Origin of the sequence: Pseudomonas sp. BS3767 (genome assembly GCF_900099665.1) — a bacterium.
Classification (GTDB): Bacteria; Pseudomonadota; Gammaproteobacteria; order Pseudomonadales; family Pseudomonadaceae; genus Aquipseudomonas; species Aquipseudomonas cerasi.
The window spans coordinates 80,113-97,893 of sequence record NZ_FNCX01000009.1; the positions used below are offsets into that span (position 1 = coordinate 80,113).

Consider the following 17,781-nt stretch of genomic DNA (forward strand, 5'->3'; position numbering starts at 1 on the left):
GATGCATCGGTATGATGAGCACTTCGAGAGCTTGCTAAGGGTTTTTCCCTGCCCGCTCGAACGCCATGCCCGCACAGAATGAAAGCCCGCCCCATGTCCGAGACACCGAAAAACACACCGCAAACCCCGATGGCCGTCACCCTGACCGTCGTTTCCATTGTGATGTTCACCTTCATCGGCTACCTGAACATCGGCATTCCCCTCGCCGTTCTGCCCGGCTACGTCCACAGTGATCTGGGCTTCGGTGCAGTCATCGCAGGACTGGTCATCAGCGTGCAATACCTGGCCACGCTGATCAGTCGGCCCTGGGCAAGTCGCATCATCGACAATCTGGGCAGCAAGAAGGCCGTGCAGATCGGGCTGACCGGCTGCGGGCTGAGCGGTGTGTTCATGCTGGTGCCGGTATGGCTGGACAGTTGGCCGATGGCGAGCCTGGTGATTCTGCTGATTGGCCGGGTGATCCTCGGTGCCGCGGAAAGCCTGGTCGGTTCGGGTTCGATTGGCTGGGGCATAGGCCGGGTCGGCGCGCAGAACACCGCCAAGGTCATTTCCTGGAATGGTATCGCCAGCTACGGCGCGCTGGCCATTGGTGCGCCATTAGGTGTGTGGATGGTTGACGAACTCGGCCTGTGGACAGTGGGCGTGAGCATCATGCTGCTGTGCGCGCTGGGGCTTTACCTGACATGGCACAAAGAGCCCGCGCCGATTGTGCAGGGTGAGCGACTGCCGTTCATGCATGTGCTGGGGCGAGTGTTTCCGCATGGCATGGGCCTCGCGCTGGGCGGTATCGGTTTCGGCACTATCGCGACGTTCATCACCCTGTATTACGCCAGCAACCACTGGCCGAATGCCGCGCTGTGCCTGACGCTGTTTGGCGGCAGCTTCATCGCCGCGCGCCTGCTGTTCGGCAACCTGATCAATCGCCTGGGCGGCTTTCGAGTGGCGATTGTCTGTCTATCGGTGGAAAGCCTGGGCCTGTTGCTGCTGTGGCTGGCACCCACTCCAAACCTGGCACTGGCTGGCGCGGCGCTGACCGGTTTCGGGTTCTCGCTGGTGTTCCCGGCGCTGGGTGTGGAAGCGGTCAATCTGGTCCCGGCGTCAAGCCGAGGCGCAGCAGTAGGCGCTTATTCGCTGTTCATCGACCTGTCACTGGGCATCACCGGGCCACTGGCAGGCGCGATTGCTGCCGGCTTCGGCTTCGTCTCGATCTTCCTGTTCGCGGCACTGGCGTCACTTACCGGGCTGGCGTTGAGCGTTTATCTCTACAAGCAGGCGCAGGTGTTGCGCCAGCGATGATCGGTGCTCATAGCTATACAGGTCCTGAATAGCCCGGAAAGCGGAGTTTTCAGGCTTCTGCCCACAGGGCGTGGGAGCGAACTTGTTCGCGAAGGCATTGTTTTGAACGCTAAATTTTCTGCGACGGCACGGGCCCTTTCGCGAACAAGTCCGCACGGCCTGCGGCCAGAATCAAGAGCGGACTTATGTATAGCGATAAGCGCTCCAGCGTGGCACGAGACTGAAAAACACTTCAGAAATCCACTTTCCCGCGTCCGGCCTTGATCGAGCCGCGTTTGCTCTTGGACTCCAGGCGTCGGGTCTTGGAGCCGAGGGTCGGGCGGGTCGGGCGGCGCTTCTTTTCGACCTTGGCCGCGTTGACGATCAGCTCACTCAAACGCAGCAACGCATCGGCACGGTTCTGCTCCTGGGTTCGATACTGCTGGGCTTTGAGCACGATCACGCCGTCGCTGGTAATCCGGCTGTCACTCAACGCCAGCAGCCGTTCCTTGTAGAACGGCGGCAGCGACGAGGCATTGATGTCGAAACGCAAATGCACGGCGCTGGAGACCTTGTTGACGTTCTGCCCTCCTGCGCCCTGGGCACGGATAGCAGTCAATTCGATCTCGGCGTCAGGCAGATGGACGTTGTTGGAAATCACCAGCATCGGGTTATCTTCTTCTCGGCAACGGGCAAGGCTACTTGCCGGACTGGGCAGGCACGATAACGCTACGCCTGTTTTTGGCCCGATAACAGACCCACATCACCGCCAGCCAGACTGGTATCGCGTACACCGATATGCGGATGCCGGGGATCATCAGCATGATGCCGAGGATAAACACCACAAACGCCAGGCACACATAGTTGCCATAGGGATACCACAGCGCCTTGAACAGCGGCACTTGCGCGGTCCGATTCATGTGCTGGCGGAATTTCAGGTGCGAGTAGCTGATCATCGCCCAGTTGATCACCAGCGTGGCCACCACCAGCGACATCAACAGTTCCAGCGCCTGCTGCGGCACGAAATAGTTGAGCAGCACCGCAACCAGTGTCACCGCGGCAGAGGCGAAAATCGCCTTGACCGGCACCCCGCGCCTGTCGACCTGGGCCAACGCCCTGGGTGCATCGCCCTGCTCGGCCATGCCCACCAGCATGCGGCTGTTGCAGTAGGTGCCGCTGTTGTACACAGACAGTGCCGCTGTGAGCACCACGAAGTTAAGAATATGCGCCGCCGTGTCGCTGCCCAGCATCGAGAACACCTGCACGAACGGGCTGCCGCTGTAGGAATCGCCAGACGCATTGAGACTGGCCAGCAGGCTGTCCCAGGGCGTCAGCGACAACAGCACCACCAGCGCGCCGATGTAGAAAATCAGGATGCGGTAGATGACCTGGTTGATTGCCTTGGGGATCACGGTCTTCGGCTGTTCGGCTTCGGCAGCGGTGAAACCGAGCATCTCCAGCCCGCCGAAGGAGAACATGATGATTGCCAGCGCCATCACCAAGCCGCCGACGCCGTTAGGGAAAAACCCGCCATGCTCCCAGAGGTTAGTCACCGAGGCCTGCGGGCCACCGCTGCCACTGACCAGCATGTAACTGCCCAGCGCGATCATGCCGATGATCGCCACCACCTTGATGATCGCGAACCAGAACTCGGTCTCGCCGAACACCTTGACGTTGGTCAGGTTGATGGCATTGATCAGCACGAAGAAGGCCGCTGCGGATACCCAGCCCGGGATGTCCGGCAACCAGTAATGGATGTATTTGCCGACAGCGGTCAACTCGGACATGCCGACCAAAATGTACAGCAGCCAGCAATTCCAGCCCGACAGGAACCCGGCGAAACCGCCCCAGTAGTTGTGCGCGAAGTGGCTGAACGACCCGGCGACCGGCTCTTCGACGATCATCTCGCCCAGCTGGCGCATGATCATGAAGGCGATGAAGCCGCAGATGGCATAACCGAGAATCATCGACGGCCCGGCTGATTTCAGCACGCCCGCCGAGCCGAGAAACAGGCCCGTCCCGATGGCACCGCCCAAGGCGATCAACTGGATGTGTCGATTCTTCAGGCCGCGTTTCAGTTCGCCCGAGGGTGAGGTTGTTTCACTCATTCAATAGCCACCTGATCGATCTTGTGCTGTGACGAAATAGAACCTGCTGCGCTTGTGACGCAACAGAATTGCAGCGTTCGAGGCGGATGGCCCGGAGCGTTGAACAGCACTGTTTCACAGAAAAAAGCGCAGCATTGTACACGGGCATTCCGGCTGAGGTTCAAAACCGGAAGGTCGATGCGTGACCGCAGTGTGACAGCGCTTTTCAGAGCGCCGAAAACGACAACGCCAGCCCTGTGGACTGGCGTTGCCATTCATTCACACCGAGCGATCACTCAGGCTTGCGACGACCGAAGCCTGGACGCTGACCTGAACCTGCCGGTGGGCCACGACGTTTGCCTGACGGCGCATCATCGTTGACCAGCTTGATGCCGACACGCTTCGGGCCCGGCTTGGCCGGACGCTTGTTCATGTCGCTCGGACGCTCGGCGACCGGCGTACCACGGCTGTTGTCGGCCGGACGCGGCGCGCGTGAACCGGGCTTGCCCGAATCCTTGCGCGGCGAAGGACGCTGAGTCGAATCGCCACCGCGCGGACGATCGCGCTCGCTGCCGGTGATCTGCGGCTGACGCGGTGCGCGCTCGCCGCCGGTCGCCGGAGCACCAGCCGCCGGACGCAAGGTACGAACACGCTCGCCTTTGCCCAGAGGGCGCGACGATTGACGCTGCAGACGCTCCATCTTGTCTTTGGTCTTGGCATTCATCTGCGGCTGGGCCACAGGTTGCAGACCAACTTCAGCTGCCAGAATATCGACTTCGTACTGGCTCATTTCGCGCCAGCGGCCCATCGGCAGGTCGGAGTTGAGGAACACCGGTCCGTAACGCACGCGCTTCAGGCGGCTGACCACCAGCCCCTGGGATTCCCAGAGACGACGCACTTCGCGGTTACGGCCTTCCATCACCACGCAGTGATACCAGTGGTTGAAGCCTTCGCCGCCCGGTGCCTGCTGGATATCGGTGAAGCGTGCAGGACCGTCTTCGAGAATCACGCCATTCTTGAGGCGCAGCAGCATGTCGTCATCGACTTCGCCACGCACACGAACCGCGTATTCACGGTCCATTTCAAACGACGGGTGCATCAGGCGGTTGGCGAGTTCACCGTCGGTGGTGAACATCAGCAGGCCGGTGGTGTTGATGTCGAGACGACCGATGTTGATCCAGCGGCCTTCCTTCGGACGCGGCAGACGGTCGAACACGGTCGGACGGCCTTCCGGGTCGTCACGGGTGCAGATTTCACCATCGGGCTTGTTGTACATGATGACGCGACGGACCGTTTCGGCCGCTTCTTCGCGCTTGATGACGCGACCATCGACACTGATGGCGTCATGCAGGTCGACGCGTTGACCGAGGGTCGCGTCCTTGCCGTTGACCTTGATACGGCCTTGGGTAATCCAGGCTTCCACGTCACGGCGTGAACCCACGCCAATGCGCGCCAGAACCTTCTGCAGCTTTTCGCCTGCGGGTCCGATTTCCTGGCTGTCCTGCTTGTCTTTTTCACTCATCTGGGCACCTCCCGGTGTGTCGAATCAGGGCTGGCCGAGAACCGGCAAGACCTGTGCCCGGCGCGCTGTGGATAGCGGCAAGGCGAAATACTTGAAAGCCCGGGCGACACTTGATCGCCGAGGGTCGGCCATCATACGCCCCTGCGCCGGTTTACGCATCCGGCGTCAACGGCAAATGCCCGAATCACTTCTTCTTTTTACGACCGGCGGTCTTGAGCTTGGCCAGCCGCTTGGCAGACTCCTCGAGCACCGTGCGCTTGTCGTCCTTGTCGAGTTTCTTCCAGGCCTTGATTTCGCGCTTGCTGCGGCCGCATCCCAGACAAATGTCATCATCGAACTTGCACAGGCTGATGCAGGGGTTCTTGGTCGAACTCATGGGCAGCGAATCTCATGGCGAGTGGTATCAGATGTGACCCTGGGCTGGCGTATGAATTCGACCGAAATGCGCTGGGCGTTGGCACGACAGTCCTGATTATCGTTCTGCACGCCCCAGGACGAGGTATCAATAGGACGCAGAGCGCTCATGGCTACATACAGGTCATGTGGGAGCGAGCTTGCTCGCGAAAGGGCCCGCACAGAATCCGAAAATAGCGAGCCTGCACCATCGCCTTCGCGAGCAAGCTCGCTCCCACGAGACTTGTGTATCACGCTGAACGCTTCAGCGTGTGAGCGCGAGTCAATCAGACCTCATCGTCGCCTTTGTCGTCTTCAGGCTCTGGCTCCGCGCGCAGCAGGTCGTCGAAGTCGGTCTTGAGGCCCTGCTCCATCGAGTCCAGTTCCACCAGCAGGCTGCGGAAGCTGGTTTCGTCACGCGGGGCTTCCGGCTCTGCGTCCGGGTCGAGGCTGGCGTCGGCCAGGGCTTGCAGGTGCGCAGGCACCGGTGCCTCTTCGAAATCCAGCACCGGCTCGGTTTCCATCTCGCGCAGGTCGGCCAGCGGCGGCAGCTCGTCGAGGCTTTTGAGATTGAAGTGGTCGAGAAAGCCTTTGGTGGTCGCGAACATGGCCGGTTTGCCGGGCACATCCCGGTAGCCCACCACACGAATCCACTCGCGCTCGAGCAGAGTCTTGACGATGTGGCTGTTGACCGCGACACCACGGACATCTTCGATCTCGCCCCGCGTGATCGGCTGGCGGTAAGCGATCAGCGCGAGGGTCTCAAGCATGGCTCGGGAGTAACGCTGCGGCCGCTCTTCCCACAACCGCCCGACCCACGGCGAGAAGCGGTCACGAATCTGCAGGCGATAACCCGATGCCACTTCCTTGAGCTCGAAGGCGCGCCCCTCACAGGACTTGCGCAACACCTCGAGTGCCTTTTTGAACACCGGAGGCTCAGGGCGCTCACCTTCCTCGAACAACTCATAAAGGCGCTCCAGCGTCTGCGGTTTTCCGGAGGCCAGCAGAAATGCTTCAAGCAGCGGGGCCAGTTCGCGGGGTTCGTTGAGGTTCATGGGTGTGTTCTTGCTCTACTCGGCTCGCGCCCGGACATGGATCGCCGCAAAGGGCTCGTTTTGGACCAGTTCGACAAGTGACTCCTTGACCAGCTCAAGCACCGCCATGAACGTCACGACCACACCCAGACGCCCCTCTTCGGCGGTAAACAGCTCGGCGAACGGCACAAAACCGCCGCCCTTGAGACGTTCCAGGACATCGCTCATGCGCTCGCGGGTGGACAGTGCCTCGCGGCTGACCTGGTGGCTTTCGAACATGTCGCCACGGTGCAGTACTTCGGCCATCGACATCAGCACTTCTTCAAGGCTGACATCCGGCAGCAACTTGCGTGCGCGGGCTTCGGGAGCGTCCAGTTTCGGCACGATGACATCGCGGCCCACCCGGCTCAGCCCGTCGATACCCTCGGCGGCGACCTTGAAGCGTTCGTATTCCTGCAAGCGGCGAATCAGCTCGGCGCGTGGATCGCCTTCTTCCTCTTCGACTTCCGCCGAGCGCGGCAACAGCATGCGCGATTTGATCTCGGCCAGCATGGCGGCCATGACCAGATACTCGGCAGCCAGCTCCAGGCGCACGGTTTTCATCAGCTCGACGTAACCCATGTACTGCTTGGTGATCTCGGCAACGGGAATATCGAGGATGTCGATGTTCTGTTTGCGGATCAGGTACAACAGCAGGTCAAGCGGGCCTTCGAACGCTTCGAGAAAGACCTCCAGCGCGTCGGGCGGGATGTACAGGTCGAGCGGCATCTGCGTGACAGCACGCCCGTAGACCAGCGCGAACGGCAGTTCCTGCTGGGCGTCTGCCTGGCTGTCCACTGCCTCGACGGCTGTCATCAGGCGCGTTCACCGAACGGCGTCGGATCACCACAGCCGACCCGAACGACCTGAGGTTCACCCTCGGCCAGGTTAATGACCGTGGACGCCGAAATACCGCCGATCCCGCCGTCGATGATCAGGTCGACCTGATGCTCGAGAATCTGGCGCATCTCGTAGGGATCGCTGAGCGGCACGCTGTCGCCCGGCATGATCAGGCTGACGCTCATCAGCGGCTCACCCAATTGCTCCAGCAGGGCCTGGGCGATGGGATGGCTTGGCACCCGCAGGCCGATGGTGCGGCGCTTGGGGTGCAGCACCAGGCGCGGCACCTCACGGGTGGCATTGAGAATGAAGGTGTACGGCCCGGGCGTGTGTGCCTTCAGTGCACGGAACGCGCCGGTGTCGACCTTGGCAAACAGCCCCAACTGCGACAGGTCGCAGCACATCAGGGTGAAGTTGTGCTTGTCGTCCAGCTGGCGCAGGCGGCGGATGCGCTCGATGGCGCTCTTGTCACCGATCTGGCAGCCCAGTGCATAGGACGAATCTGTCGGGTACACCACCAGCCCGCCGGCCTTGATGATTTCAGCGGCCTGTTTGATCAGGCGCGGCTGCGGGTTTTCCGGATGGACCTGGAAAAATTGACTCACGATTACTTCCTGTTCAGACGGCGGCAGTAGGCTGTTCATGTTTGAATCTGCACCACAAAGGCGGTAGATCTTCAGGCACGGGACGATAAGTACCGATCTCGCCCCAGGTGCCAGGACCGTGGAAGTCGCTGCCGGCAGAGACCAGCAGACCGAACTCGCGTGCAAGGATGGCCAGGGTTCCGACCTGATCGGCAGGCTGCATGCCATTGACCACTTCTATGGCGTGCCCACCGGCCTGGACGAAATCGCCGACCAGTTTACGCCGTTTGCTGCGGGTAAAGTCATAATGTGAAGGATGCGCAAGGCTGACCCACGCACCCGACGCCCGCAAGGTGGCGACCGTGTCCTCCAGCGTCGGCCAATGCTGCTTCACATCGCCCAGTTTGCCCGCCCCCAGCCATTTGCGAAATGCCTCGGCGCGATCCTTGACGAAACCCGAGCGCACCATGAAGTCGGCAAAGTGCGGACGCGCAGGCGCATTACCGCTGTCACCCAGCTCCTGCTGAATCGCGCGAGCGCCTTCCAGCGCGCCAGGCATACCTTTGATCGCCAATTTACGGCTGATTTCTTCCGCACGCAGCCAGCGTCCTTCATGCAAACGGCCGATGGCTTCGGTCAGCGCCGGGGCCTGGGTATCGAATCCGTAACCCAGAATATGGATGGTCGCGCCGCCCCAGGTGCAGGACAGCTCCACCCCGTTGACCAGTTGCATACCCAATGAATGCGCCGCCGCACGGGCCTCTTCAAGCCCTTCGAGGGTATCGTGGTCGGTCAGCGAAAGGACGCGCACGCCGTTTTCATGAGCACGCGCAACCAGTGCCGTAGGCGAGAGCGCCCCGTCGGAAGCGGTGCTGTGGCAGTGCAGGTCTACATTCATAGTGATGCTTTCGTGTTCATTGATGTTTGTTATTATGCCGCCACATCCTGCTTCTGGCTGCCATTGTGAAACAATTCATCGACTTCATCCCGCTGCTCCTGTTCTTCATCGTTTACAAAACCGAGCCGCGTGCCGTGGATATCCTCGGCAATACCTATATGGTAGGCGGCATTTTCAGTGCAACGGCGATGCTGATCATCAGTTCGGTGGTGGTCTACGGCATTCTCTACGTCAAACAACGCAAGCTGGAAAAAAGCCAGTGGCTCACGCTGGTGGCGTGCCTGGTGTTCGGCAGCCTGACCCTGGCCTTCCACAGCGAAACCTTCCTGAAATGGAAAGCCCCGGTGGTCAACTGGCTGTTTGCCATCGCCTTCGCCGGCAGTCATTTCATCGGCGACCGTCCGCTTATCCAGCGCATCATGGGTCATGCATTGACCCTGCCGGCAGCGATCTGGACCCGGCTCAACATCGCCTGGATCATATTCTTCCTGTTCTGTGGCGCAGCCAACCTGTATGTGGCCTTCACTTATCAGGAATTCTGGGTCGACTTCAAAGTATTCGGCAGCCTGGGCATGACCCTGATCTTCCTGGTCGGCCAGGGAATCTACCTGTCACGCCACCTGCACGATACCGCTCCCAATACGACCAAATCCGAGGACTGACATGCTCTACGCAATCATCGCCACCGACGTCGAAAACTCGCTGGAAAAACGCCTCAGCGTTCGCCCGGCGCACCTCGATCGCCTCAACGCGCTCAAGGATGAAGGCCGTCTGGTGCTGGCCGGTCCACACCCGGCAGTCGACAGCAACGACCCCGGCGCTGCCGGTTTCAGCGGCAGCCTGATCGTTGCCGAGTTCGAATCGCAAAGCGCCGCCAAGACGTGGGCCGAAGCCGATCCATTTGTTGCCGCTGGCGTCTATGCCAACGTCGTGGTCAAGCCGTTCAAGCAAGTCCTGCCCTAATCCCCGCCCTCCGACAACACCTGCACGCCCTGCTTCCAGCGAAGCAGGGCCGTCCTGCCGCCCCGCCCTTCATTCATCATTCCCGCCTGCCTGCCGATAACCTGCTCAATGTGCGAATTTACACGGCTCGGTAAAAGGGAGTTCTGATGCGTTCAGCGACGTGGTGTCTGTTGGCGATATTGATGACGGCGAGTGTGCAGGTAAACGCCGAGACGGTCGGTGAAGGTGGCGCAGTACAGCCTTTGCATCAGCCAGGCACCGCCAGCCAGATGGCCGACCTCCAGGTGCGTCTCAAGGACAGCGAGCGGCAGCGCGAAGAATTGACCCGGCAGTTGCAGAACGCCGATCCGGAACGCAACAACGCCTTGCTGACACGTTTGCGTCAGGAGAACCAAAAGCTCAAGTTGCAGCTCAAAGAAGCACTGTCCGCAGCGCCCCCGCGCCTGCTGACCGAGCAGCAACAATGGTTCATCGCAGGCGGTGGCGTTGCGATGTTCGCCCTTCTGTGCGGTATATTGGTCAGCGGTTGGCGTAGGCAACGTCGGCAGTGGCTAAATTGAGTGAGTCATGAGCGAGCTGTTACTAATTGATGATGATCAGGAACTGTGCGAACTGCTGAGCAGTTGGCTGAGCCAGGAAGGCTTTCAGGTGCGCGCCTGTCACGACGGGACCAGCGCGCGTCAGGCATTGGCCGACGCCGCACCCGCTGCCGTGGTGCTGGACGTGATGCTGCCTGACGGCAGCGGTCTGGAGTTGCTCAAGCAATTACGTGCCGACCACCCCGACCTGCCGGTGGTCATGCTCTCGGCACGCGGCGAGCCGCTGGACCGCATTCTGGGTCTGGAACTGGGCGCTGACGATTACCTGGCAAAGCCCTGCGACCCTCGCGAACTCACTGCCCGCCTGCGCGCCGTGCTGCGCCGCAGTCATCCGGTCGCATCATCCAGCCAGCTAGAACTGGGCGACCTGACCTTCAGCCCGATGCGCGGTGTGGTCAGTGTCGACGAAAAGGAGCTGACCCTCACGGTGTCCGAAAGCCGCTTGCTGGAAGCGCTGATGCGCCAGCCCGGCGAACCGCTGGACAAGCAGGAACTGGCGCAACTGGCCCTGGGCCGCAAACTGACCCTGTACGACCGCAGTCTGGACATGCACGTCAGCAACCTGCGCAAGAAAATCGGCCCGCACGCCGATGGCCGCCCACGCATCGTCGCGCTGCGCAGCCGCGGCTATTACTACGCGCTTTGAGTCGCTTCACGTGGCAAGCCTGACGCAGCAAGCTGAAAGCCCGGCGCTTCTGGCGTGTAGCCTTAAGCTGACAACTTGCAACGGTCTCCTTACACAAGCTTTACCAAGCGCTGACTGCGCTTGACCTTGATCTCCCTAAACTGGGCTCATCGGCATCGAGCCGCACTAGAGACAAGGAGATACACAATGCGCAAGACCCTGATCGCTTTGATGTTTGCCACTGCCCTGCCGACCATTGCTATGGCCGCACCACCAGCGCCACCTGCCGGTGGCCCGGATGCTGACGCACCTGCCATGCACATGGATCGCGATGACCGCGGCCCTGGCCCACGTATGGATCGCGGCCCTGGCCCGATGGGACCGATGGCCGAGCTGGACCTGACACGTGAACAGCGTCAGCAGATCGAACGCTTGATGCGCGAGCAACGGCACGAGCGTCGCGAAATCACTCAAAGCTACCTGGAAAAAATGCCTGCTGCCGACCAGAAAGCAATGCACGACGAAATCGAAGCCAAACGCTCCAAGACCGACAGCGAAGTTCGTGCACTGCTGAGGCCTGACCAGCAGAAGCTGTTTGACGAGATCAAGAAGAAAGAAGATGAGCGTCGCGCCGAATGGGCCGAATTCAAGGCCTGGAAAGCGGCAAAAGCAGCAAAAGCGCTGTAACCATCAGGCCTCGCGGCCCGATGAGCTGAACACAACCCGGCATGCACGCGCATGCCGGGCTTTTTTACTGAGACCGAGGAAATCCCGTGCGTTCATTGTTCTGGCGAATCCTGGCCAGCTTCTGGCTGGCCATCGCTCTGGTAGGCGGCCTGTCGGTGCTCATGGGGCACATGCTCAATCAGGATGCGTGGATCCTCAGTCGTCACCCGGTGCTCAACTCGTTGCCCGAGCAGTGGACGCAACGCTTCGAGGACAAGGGCGCGGATAACGCTCAGGAATTTCTTCAGGACATCAAACGTCGCAATCGTATCGACACACAAGTGCTCAGCGACAGCGGCGAGCCGATGGTGCGTGGCACCTTCCCGCCGCGCGCCGCAGCTCTGGAAGCGCGGCAGCGGGAAGACGACGATCAGGGGCGCAAACTGCCCTGGCGCCGTCTGGCCACCGAGTACAGCAGCCCGAAGACCGGCGAAACCTACCTGTTCATCTACCGCGTTCCGCACCCGGAGCTCGACGAATGGCACCGTCAGAGTCTGATGTGGCCGCTGAGCGCGCTGGGCATTGCGCTGGTGGTGCTGACCCTGTTCAGCCTGTTCGTGACGCTGTCGATTACCCGACCGCTGAGTCGCCTGCGCGGTGCAGTGCACGACCTGGGGCAAACCAGCTATCAACAGCACAGCCTCGGACAGCTGGCCAACCGGCGTGACGAGTTCGGCGTGCTGGCCAAGGACTTCAACCGCATGGGCGCGCGCCTGCAAAGCCTGATAGGCAGTCAGCGCCAGTTGCTGCGCGATGTGTCTCATGAATTGCGCTCACCGCTGGCCCGATTGCGCATCGCCCTGGCGCTGGCTGAACGTGCGGAGCCTGCCGAGCGTGAAAAGCTCTGGCCACGGTTGGGCCGTGAGTGTGACCGGCTGGAGGCGCTGATCAGCGAGATCCTGGCCCTGGCGCGCCTCGACGCCGAGCTTCGCGGCCCTGAGCCTGTCGACCTCGAAGCGCTGCTGCAGCGCCTGAAGAACGACACCCAACTGGACGGTATCGACCAGAACATTCGCGTCGAGGTGCAGGACAACCTGCAGTTCAAAGGCTGGCCGGACATGATCGAACGTGCGCTGGACAACCTGCTGCGCAACGCGCTGCGCTTCAACCCCTCCGGTCAGCGCATCGATCTGCAGGCAACTCAGGTCGGCGATCACGTCCGTCTGAGCGTCCGCGATCATGGTCCGGGGGTTGCCGACGAACATCTGGCACAACTGGGCGAGCCGTTTTACCGCGCCCCCGGCCAGACCACGCCCGGTCACGGCCTGGGGCTGGCGATCGCCAAACGCGCAGCGGAGCGACATGGCGGCACCCTGATGCTGGGCAATCACCCGGAAGGCGGGTTTATCGCCGCGCTGGATCTGCCCAGAGAGCCGCTGAGTTTATCGTCTGTCTGATCAGCCCTGCCACTCGCTGACAAACCCGCCCACATCGACTTTTGGCGCTTCGCGCGGCGGGTTCAGCGGGGTGCCCAGGTACAGAAAGCCGAGCACTTCTTCGCCGGCTTCAAGGCCGAAGCCCTTGGCCACCTGCGGCGCATAGGACAGCTCGCCAGTCCTCCAGACCGCACCGATACCCAGTGCATACGCTGCCAGCAACACGCCATGTGCGGCGCATCCGGCGGTGATCCGCTGTTCCGAGTGCGGGACTTTGAAGTGGTCCTGCAAGCGCGCGATCACGACCACCACCAAGGGTGCACGCAATGGGCCAAGACGGGCCTTTTCCAGCGCCTGCGGGGTAACTTCAGCGCCACTCTCCTGCAGCGCCTGCGCCAGCATCTCGCCCATGCGGTCACGGGCCGCGCCTTCGACCGTCAGAAAACGATACGGCTTGAGCTGTCCATGGTCCGGCGCGCGCAATGCAGCACCGAACAGGATTTCCCGCTGCGCAGCGTCCGGGGCCGGGTCGACCAGTCGTGGAACCGATACACGATTGAGCAAAACGTCGAGCGCCTGCATGGACTGTCTCCTTGAAAAGTGATCGAGCATTCTAGAGCCTGTTTAGCGTCAATAACGAGTGCGACGGACAATTCGTTACCTCTGCGCTCGCAGCCGGTCCTCGGCGGCGCCGGTTTACATGCCCTCAAGCGCAGGTAGAATGGCGCCTTTCCTCACACCAGCCAGAGCCTGTCATGTCGTTGCCGACCTTGCGTATCATCGGTTTCATTATCGGCATCTTCCTGATCACCCTGGCTGTCGCCATGATCGTGCCCATGGCCACGCTGGTCATCTACGACCGTTTCGAGGACCTGCGCGAGTTCCTGTGGGCCAGCGCCATTACCTTTATCGCCGGCCTGGCGCTGGTGGTGCCCGGACGTCCCGACAACGTTCAGTTGCGCCCGCGGGACATGTACATGCTGACCGTCTCCAGCTGGATCGTGGTGTGCATTTTCGCCGCCCTGCCCTTTCTGCTGACCCAGCACATCAGTTACACCGACTCGTTCTTCGAGAGCATGTCCGGCATCACGGCCACCGGTTCGACAGTACTCAGCAACCTGGACAGCATGTCACCGGGCATTCTGATCTGGCGTTCGATGCTGCACTGGCTGGGCGGCATCGGCTTCATCGGTATGGCCGTGGCGATTCTGCCCTTGCTGCGCATCGGCGGCATGCGTCTGTTTCAGACCGAGTCCTCGGATCGCTCGGAAAAGGTCATGCCCCGCTCGCACATGGTGGCCAAGTTCATCGTGCTCGCCTATGTCGGCTTTACCGCGCTGGGCAGCCTGGCCTTCTGGGCGGCGGGCATGAGTCTGTTCGACGCGATCAACCATGCGATGTCGGCGATTTCCACCGGCGGCTTCTCCACGTCCGACCAGTCGCTGGCCAAATGGCCGCAACCGGCGGTGCACTGGGTGGCGATCGTGGTGATGATCCTCGGCAGTCTGCCCTTTACCCTGTATGTCGCCACCCTGCGCGGCAATCGCAAGGCGTTGATCAAGGATGAGCAGGTTCAGGGGCTGATCGGGCTGCTGTTGATCACCTGGCTGGTCATGACGGTCTGGTACGCCAACACCACGGACCTGCCGTGGACCGAAGCGCTGCGCCATGTCGCGCTGAACGTGACCTCGGTGGTGACGACGACGGGTTTTGCACTGGGTGACTACAGCCTGTGGGGCAATTTCTCGCTGATGCTGTTCTTTTATCTGGGCTTTATCGGCGGCTGTTCCGGCTCGACAGCGGGCGGCGTGAAGATCTTCCGTTTTCAGGTGGCCTACATTCTGCTCAAGACCAACCTCAATCAACTGATCCATCCGCGCGCGGTGATGAAGCAGAAATACAATGGCCATCGGCTGGACGATGAGATCGTGCGCTCGATCCTGACCTTTTCGTTTTTCTTTACGATTACTATCTGTCTGATCGCGCTGATGCTGTCGCTGCTCGGGCTGGACTGGATGACGGCGCTGACCGGCGCTGCCAGTACGGTATCGGGTGTAGGGCCAGGGCTGGGTGAGGTCATCGGGCCAGCGGGCAATTTCTCTACCCTGCCGGATGCGGCCAAATGGATTCTGTCCGGCGGCATGCTGCTTGGCCGTCTGGAAATCATTACTGTGCTGGTGCTCTGTGTACCGGCATTCTGGCGGCATTGAGGTCTGGCTGGGCGTCGGAGCGGACCGAGCGACGCTTCGCTTATTCGCGAAGACGGCATTTGATTTATCGTTCCCACGCGGAGCGTTGGCACGATAGTCGTAAACATGAGCAGGACTCGAATACTCCACATCGGCACGACAGCCGGCTAAATTTGTGTATAACAATAAGAACCCACACGAGGACAGGCACCGTGGATACCATCAGGCGTTTTTCGAGCTTTGCCGAGTTCTATCCTTTCTATCTTGCCGAGCACAGCAGCGCTACCAGTCGGCGTCTGCATTTTGTCGGTACATCGCTGGTGATTTTCCTGCTGGCGTTTGGTGTGGGCAGCGGCCGGTGGGGGTTGTTGTGGCTGTTGCCGGTCGCGGGTTACGGCTTTGCCTGGGCCGGGCATTTCTTTTTCGAGAAGAATCGTCCGGCCACATTCAAGCATCCGTTTTACAGCCTGCTCGGCGACTTCGTGATGTACCGCGACATGCTCCTGGGCAAGGTGCCGTTCTAAGCCGCTTGCTTCAGGCAAGCGTTTCGCTGGCGGGTTCCTCGACCGCAACCTGTTGCGCCTTCAAATGCGCATCCGCCAGGCGGAATAGCTCGATGTTGCCGTCCAGGTGTTCGATCAGGGCGGTACAGGATTCGACCCAGTCGCCGCAGTTGAGGTATTCCACGCCGCCCACCTGACGGATTTCCGCATGGTGGATGTGCCCACAGACCACCCCGTCCAGCCCGCGCTTCACGCATTCATGGGCGATGGCTTCCTCGAAATCGCTGATGAAATTCACCGCACTTTTGACCTTGTGCTTGAGGTACGCCGACAGCGACCAGTAGCCATAGCCGTACTTGGCGCGCCAGTGGTTGAGCCAGCGGTTGAGGGTCAGGGTGAATTCATAGGCCGAGTCGCCCAGAAAGGCCAGCCAGCGATGGTAACGGGTGATCACGTCGAACTGGTCGCCGTGAATGACCAGAAAGCGACGTCCATCGGCCGTCACGTGTTCGACTTCGTCGACCAGTTGGATGTTGCCCAGCACCAGCTTGGAGTAGCGGCGCAGGAATTCATCGTGATTGCCGGTGACGTAAATGACTTCAGTACCGCGCTTGCTCATGGTCAGCAAGCGGCGAATCACGTTGGTGTGTGCTTGTGGCCAGTACATGCCGCCGCGCAGTTTCCAGCCATCGATGATGTCGCCGACCAGATACACCTTGTCAGCCTGATAGCGCTTGAGAAACGCGGAGAGGTGCTCGGCCTGGCAATCGCGCGTGCCCAGGTGAACGTCGGAAATCCACAAGGTGCGCACGCGTTGTTTGCGGCTGGGTGTGGCGAGCTGAGCACTGGTCATGTGACGACCTCCGGCAGGGTTTCCAGAAGAGTGGAGCATGCCGGTTAACCGAATGTGACACGTGCATGGCGATGTCGTGACAGTCGCCTGTATTACTGAGGACTTTCCGGAGTATGGCGGTCGTTGTGGCCCAGATCGCGGGCCGGGTCGATCTGGTCACGCAGCCGCTGCTTGAGCACTTTGGCTTCGGGAAAGCCGCCATCGGCCTTGCGTTCCCAGAGTTGTACGCCGTCGCAGGTAATGTGGAACACGCCGCCGGTGCCTGGCTGCAGCGAGACTTTACCCAGATCGTCGCTGAACGTGCTCAGCAGTTCCTGGGCCAGCCAGGCAGCGCGCAATAGCCACTGGCATTGAATGCAATAAGTGATGATGACTTCAGGTTTTTCGGCAGACATGGGCGTCCCCTTCGGAAATTCAGACGGCCATGATACGCAGCGTGCGCCGAATCAACGAGCGCTGGCGAAGCGACGCAGCGCACTGAGGGTCACATCCTGTTCCGGCGCTTGCGGAGCAGTATCGGCAGCCGCGCGCACCTTGACGCCCAGCAAGCCCAGCAAGCGGCTGCGAATCAGCTGGAACCCGGCCTGCCCGCTGTCACGCTGGCGCGGCAGGTCGACGCGAATGTCATCGGCAATCCTGCCATCGGCCAGCACGATGACCCGGTCCGCGAGCAGGATCGCCTCATCGACATCGTGCGTCACCAACAGCACTGCCGGGGTGTGCTTGCGCCACAGGTCGATGATCAGCTGATGCATGCGAATGCGCGTCAGGGCATCGAGTGCAGCGAAAGGCTCGTCGAGCAGCAACAGTTTTGGCTCACGGACCAGCCCCCGCGCCAGCGCCACACGCTGCGCTTCGCCACCGGACAAGGTGGCCGGAAAGGCATTCAGCCGATGCGCCAGGCCAACTTCGGTCAAGGCCGCTTCGGCCCGAGCCTTGGCATCGTTGATGCGCAGGCCGAGAACCACGTTTTTCCATGCGCTTTTCCACGGCATCAGGCGCGGCTCCTGAAACACCGCCGCCCGCGCCACCGGCACACGCAGTTCGCCACTGTCGATCTCGTCCAGCCCGGCCAGGGTGCGCAGCAAGGTGGTCTTGCCAGAGCCACTGGCGCCGAGCAAGGCGACAAATTCCCCTGGAGCAATGTCCAGATTCAGCCCGTCGATGACCCGTTGCCGGCCAAACTGACGCACCACGCTGCGCAGTTGCACAGGTGCCTGCCCTGCCTCGGGCGCGACAGTTGAAGTGTTGCGCAAATCGAGAGTCGCCATGTTT

At 61.1% G+C, this 17,781-nt stretch carries 21 protein-coding genes; 9 read left to right on the forward strand and 12 right to left on the reverse strand.

From position 1 onward, the window contains the following. Nucleotides 1-93: 93 nt before the first annotated feature. Entirely contained in the window at nucleotides 94-1,296 is a 1,203-nt protein-coding gene (locus tag BLR16_RS22485; protein ID WP_054080875.1) for an MFS transporter, read from the forward strand. Nucleotides 1,297-1,528: 232 nt separating this feature from the next. Here BLR16_RS22485 and arfB read toward each other — a convergent pair whose 3' ends face one another. The 8 genes from arfB to BLR16_RS22530 all read right to left on the reverse strand — a co-directional run bounded on the left by arfB (nucleotide 1,529) and on the right by BLR16_RS22530 (nucleotide 8,672). Then, nucleotides 1,529-1,942: an alternative ribosome rescue aminoacyl-tRNA hydrolase ArfB gene (arfB, locus tag BLR16_RS22490; protein WP_003314723.1), complete on the reverse strand. Its 414-nt coding sequence runs from the start codon at nucleotides 1,940-1,942 to the stop codon at nucleotides 1,529-1,531. Between the two features lie 31 nt (nucleotides 1,943-1,973). Then, nucleotides 1,974-3,383 (reverse strand): amino acid permease, encoded by a 1,410-nt coding sequence (locus BLR16_RS22495; protein ID WP_054080874.1) that lies wholly within the window; start codon nucleotides 3,381-3,383, stop codon nucleotides 1,974-1,976. Nucleotides 3,384-3,654: 271 nt separating this feature from the next. Further along, nucleotides 3,655-4,884 (reverse strand): 23S rRNA pseudouridine(2605) synthase RluB, encoded by a 1,230-nt coding sequence (rluB, locus tag BLR16_RS22505; protein WP_003314721.1) that lies wholly within the window; start codon nucleotides 4,882-4,884, stop codon nucleotides 3,655-3,657. 184 nt (nucleotides 4,885-5,068) lie between these two features. Then, nucleotides 5,069-5,260, reverse strand: coding sequence for a DUF1289 domain-containing protein (locus tag BLR16_RS22510; RefSeq protein WP_002554453.1), 192 nt, complete (start codon nucleotides 5,258-5,260; stop codon nucleotides 5,069-5,071). A gap of 304 nt (nucleotides 5,261-5,564) precedes the next feature. Further along, entirely contained in the window at nucleotides 5,565-6,332 is a 768-nt protein-coding gene (gene scpB, locus BLR16_RS22515; protein ID WP_003404130.1) for an SMC-Scp complex subunit ScpB, read from the reverse strand. 15 nt (nucleotides 6,333-6,347) lie between these two features. Then, nucleotides 6,348-7,046, reverse strand: a complete 699-nt coding sequence (locus BLR16_RS22520; protein ID WP_170846047.1) for a segregation and condensation protein A — start codon at nucleotides 7,044-7,046, stop codon at nucleotides 6,348-6,350. A gap of 119 nt (nucleotides 7,047-7,165) precedes the next feature. Further along, nucleotides 7,166-7,795, reverse strand: coding sequence for an L-threonylcarbamoyladenylate synthase (locus tag BLR16_RS22525; protein ID WP_003434523.1), 630 nt, complete (start codon nucleotides 7,793-7,795; stop codon nucleotides 7,166-7,168). A 13-nt stretch (nucleotides 7,796-7,808) separates the two neighbouring features. After that, nucleotides 7,809-8,672: a PHP domain-containing protein gene (locus tag BLR16_RS22530; RefSeq protein WP_003434521.1), complete on the reverse strand. Its 864-nt coding sequence runs from the start codon at nucleotides 8,670-8,672 to the stop codon at nucleotides 7,809-7,811. Nucleotides 8,673-8,737: 65 nt separating this feature from the next. On the opposite strand from BLR16_RS22530, the gene BLR16_RS22535 reads away from it, so the two are divergent. The 6 genes from BLR16_RS22535 to BLR16_RS22565 all read left to right on the forward strand — a co-directional run bounded on the left by BLR16_RS22535 (nucleotide 8,738) and on the right by BLR16_RS22565 (nucleotide 12,982). Beyond that, nucleotides 8,738-9,334 (forward strand): septation protein A, encoded by a 597-nt coding sequence (locus BLR16_RS22535; RefSeq protein ID WP_063314180.1) that lies wholly within the window; start codon nucleotides 8,738-8,740, stop codon nucleotides 9,332-9,334. Nucleotide 9,335: 1 nt separating this feature from the next. Continuing rightward, entirely contained in the window at nucleotides 9,336-9,635 is a 300-nt protein-coding gene (locus BLR16_RS22540) for a YciI family protein (RefSeq protein ID WP_003369841.1), read from the forward strand. Between the two features lie 146 nt (nucleotides 9,636-9,781). Further along, nucleotides 9,782-10,195 (forward strand): SH3 domain-containing protein, encoded by a 414-nt coding sequence (locus BLR16_RS22545; protein WP_054080870.1) that lies wholly within the window; start codon nucleotides 9,782-9,784, stop codon nucleotides 10,193-10,195. Between the two features lie 7 nt (nucleotides 10,196-10,202). After that, entirely contained in the window at nucleotides 10,203-10,880 is a 678-nt protein-coding gene (locus BLR16_RS22550; RefSeq protein WP_003434516.1) for a response regulator transcription factor, read from the forward strand. Nucleotides 10,881-11,066: 186 nt separating this feature from the next. Beyond that, nucleotides 11,067-11,546, forward strand: coding sequence for an LTXXQ domain-containing protein (locus tag BLR16_RS22555; protein WP_074808896.1), 480 nt, complete (start codon nucleotides 11,067-11,069; stop codon nucleotides 11,544-11,546). Nucleotides 11,547-11,632: 86 nt separating this feature from the next. Continuing rightward, complete coding sequence (locus BLR16_RS22565) at nucleotides 11,633-12,982, forward strand: sensor histidine kinase (RefSeq protein WP_074808898.1); 1,350 nt, start codon at nucleotides 11,633-11,635, stop codon at nucleotides 12,980-12,982. On the opposite strand, the gene BLR16_RS22570 is transcribed toward BLR16_RS22565, so the two are convergent. Then, on the reverse strand, nucleotides 12,983-13,543 hold the full coding sequence (locus tag BLR16_RS22570; RefSeq protein WP_003369830.1) for a nitroreductase family protein: 561 nt from the start codon (nucleotides 13,541-13,543) through the stop codon (nucleotides 12,983-12,985). 173 nt (nucleotides 13,544-13,716) lie between these two features. Here BLR16_RS22570 and BLR16_RS22575 point away from each other — a divergent pair, with 173 nt between their 5' ends. Both BLR16_RS22575 and BLR16_RS22580 read left to right on the forward strand, forming a co-directional pair. Then, the gene (locus tag BLR16_RS22575; protein ID WP_003369828.1) at nucleotides 13,717-15,171 is read left to right on the forward strand and encodes a TrkH family potassium uptake protein; all 1,455 of its coding nucleotides are present in this window, start codon (nucleotides 13,717-13,719) and stop codon (nucleotides 15,169-15,171) included. A gap of 191 nt (nucleotides 15,172-15,362) precedes the next feature. After that, on the forward strand, nucleotides 15,363-15,674 hold the full coding sequence (locus tag BLR16_RS22580) for an Mpo1-like protein (RefSeq protein WP_003393857.1): 312 nt from the start codon (nucleotides 15,363-15,365) through the stop codon (nucleotides 15,672-15,674). 10 nt (nucleotides 15,675-15,684) lie between these two features. On the opposite strand, the gene BLR16_RS22585 is transcribed toward BLR16_RS22580, so the two are convergent. The 3 genes from BLR16_RS22585 to BLR16_RS22595 form a co-directional block, all read right to left on the reverse strand. After that, nucleotides 15,685-16,506, reverse strand: coding sequence for a UDP-2,3-diacylglucosamine diphosphatase (locus BLR16_RS22585; RefSeq protein WP_003342638.1), 822 nt, complete (start codon nucleotides 16,504-16,506; stop codon nucleotides 15,685-15,687). 92 nt (nucleotides 16,507-16,598) lie between these two features. Then, a complete protein-coding gene (locus BLR16_RS22590; RefSeq protein WP_003434512.1) occupies nucleotides 16,599-16,901 on the reverse strand; it encodes an Rdx family protein in 303 nt (100 codons plus the stop codon). 51 nt (nucleotides 16,902-16,952) lie between these two features. Continuing rightward, nucleotides 16,953-17,777, reverse strand: coding sequence for an ABC transporter ATP-binding protein (locus BLR16_RS22595; RefSeq protein ID WP_058417438.1), 825 nt, complete (start codon nucleotides 17,775-17,777; stop codon nucleotides 16,953-16,955). Nucleotides 17,778-17,781: the final 4 nt, after the last annotated feature.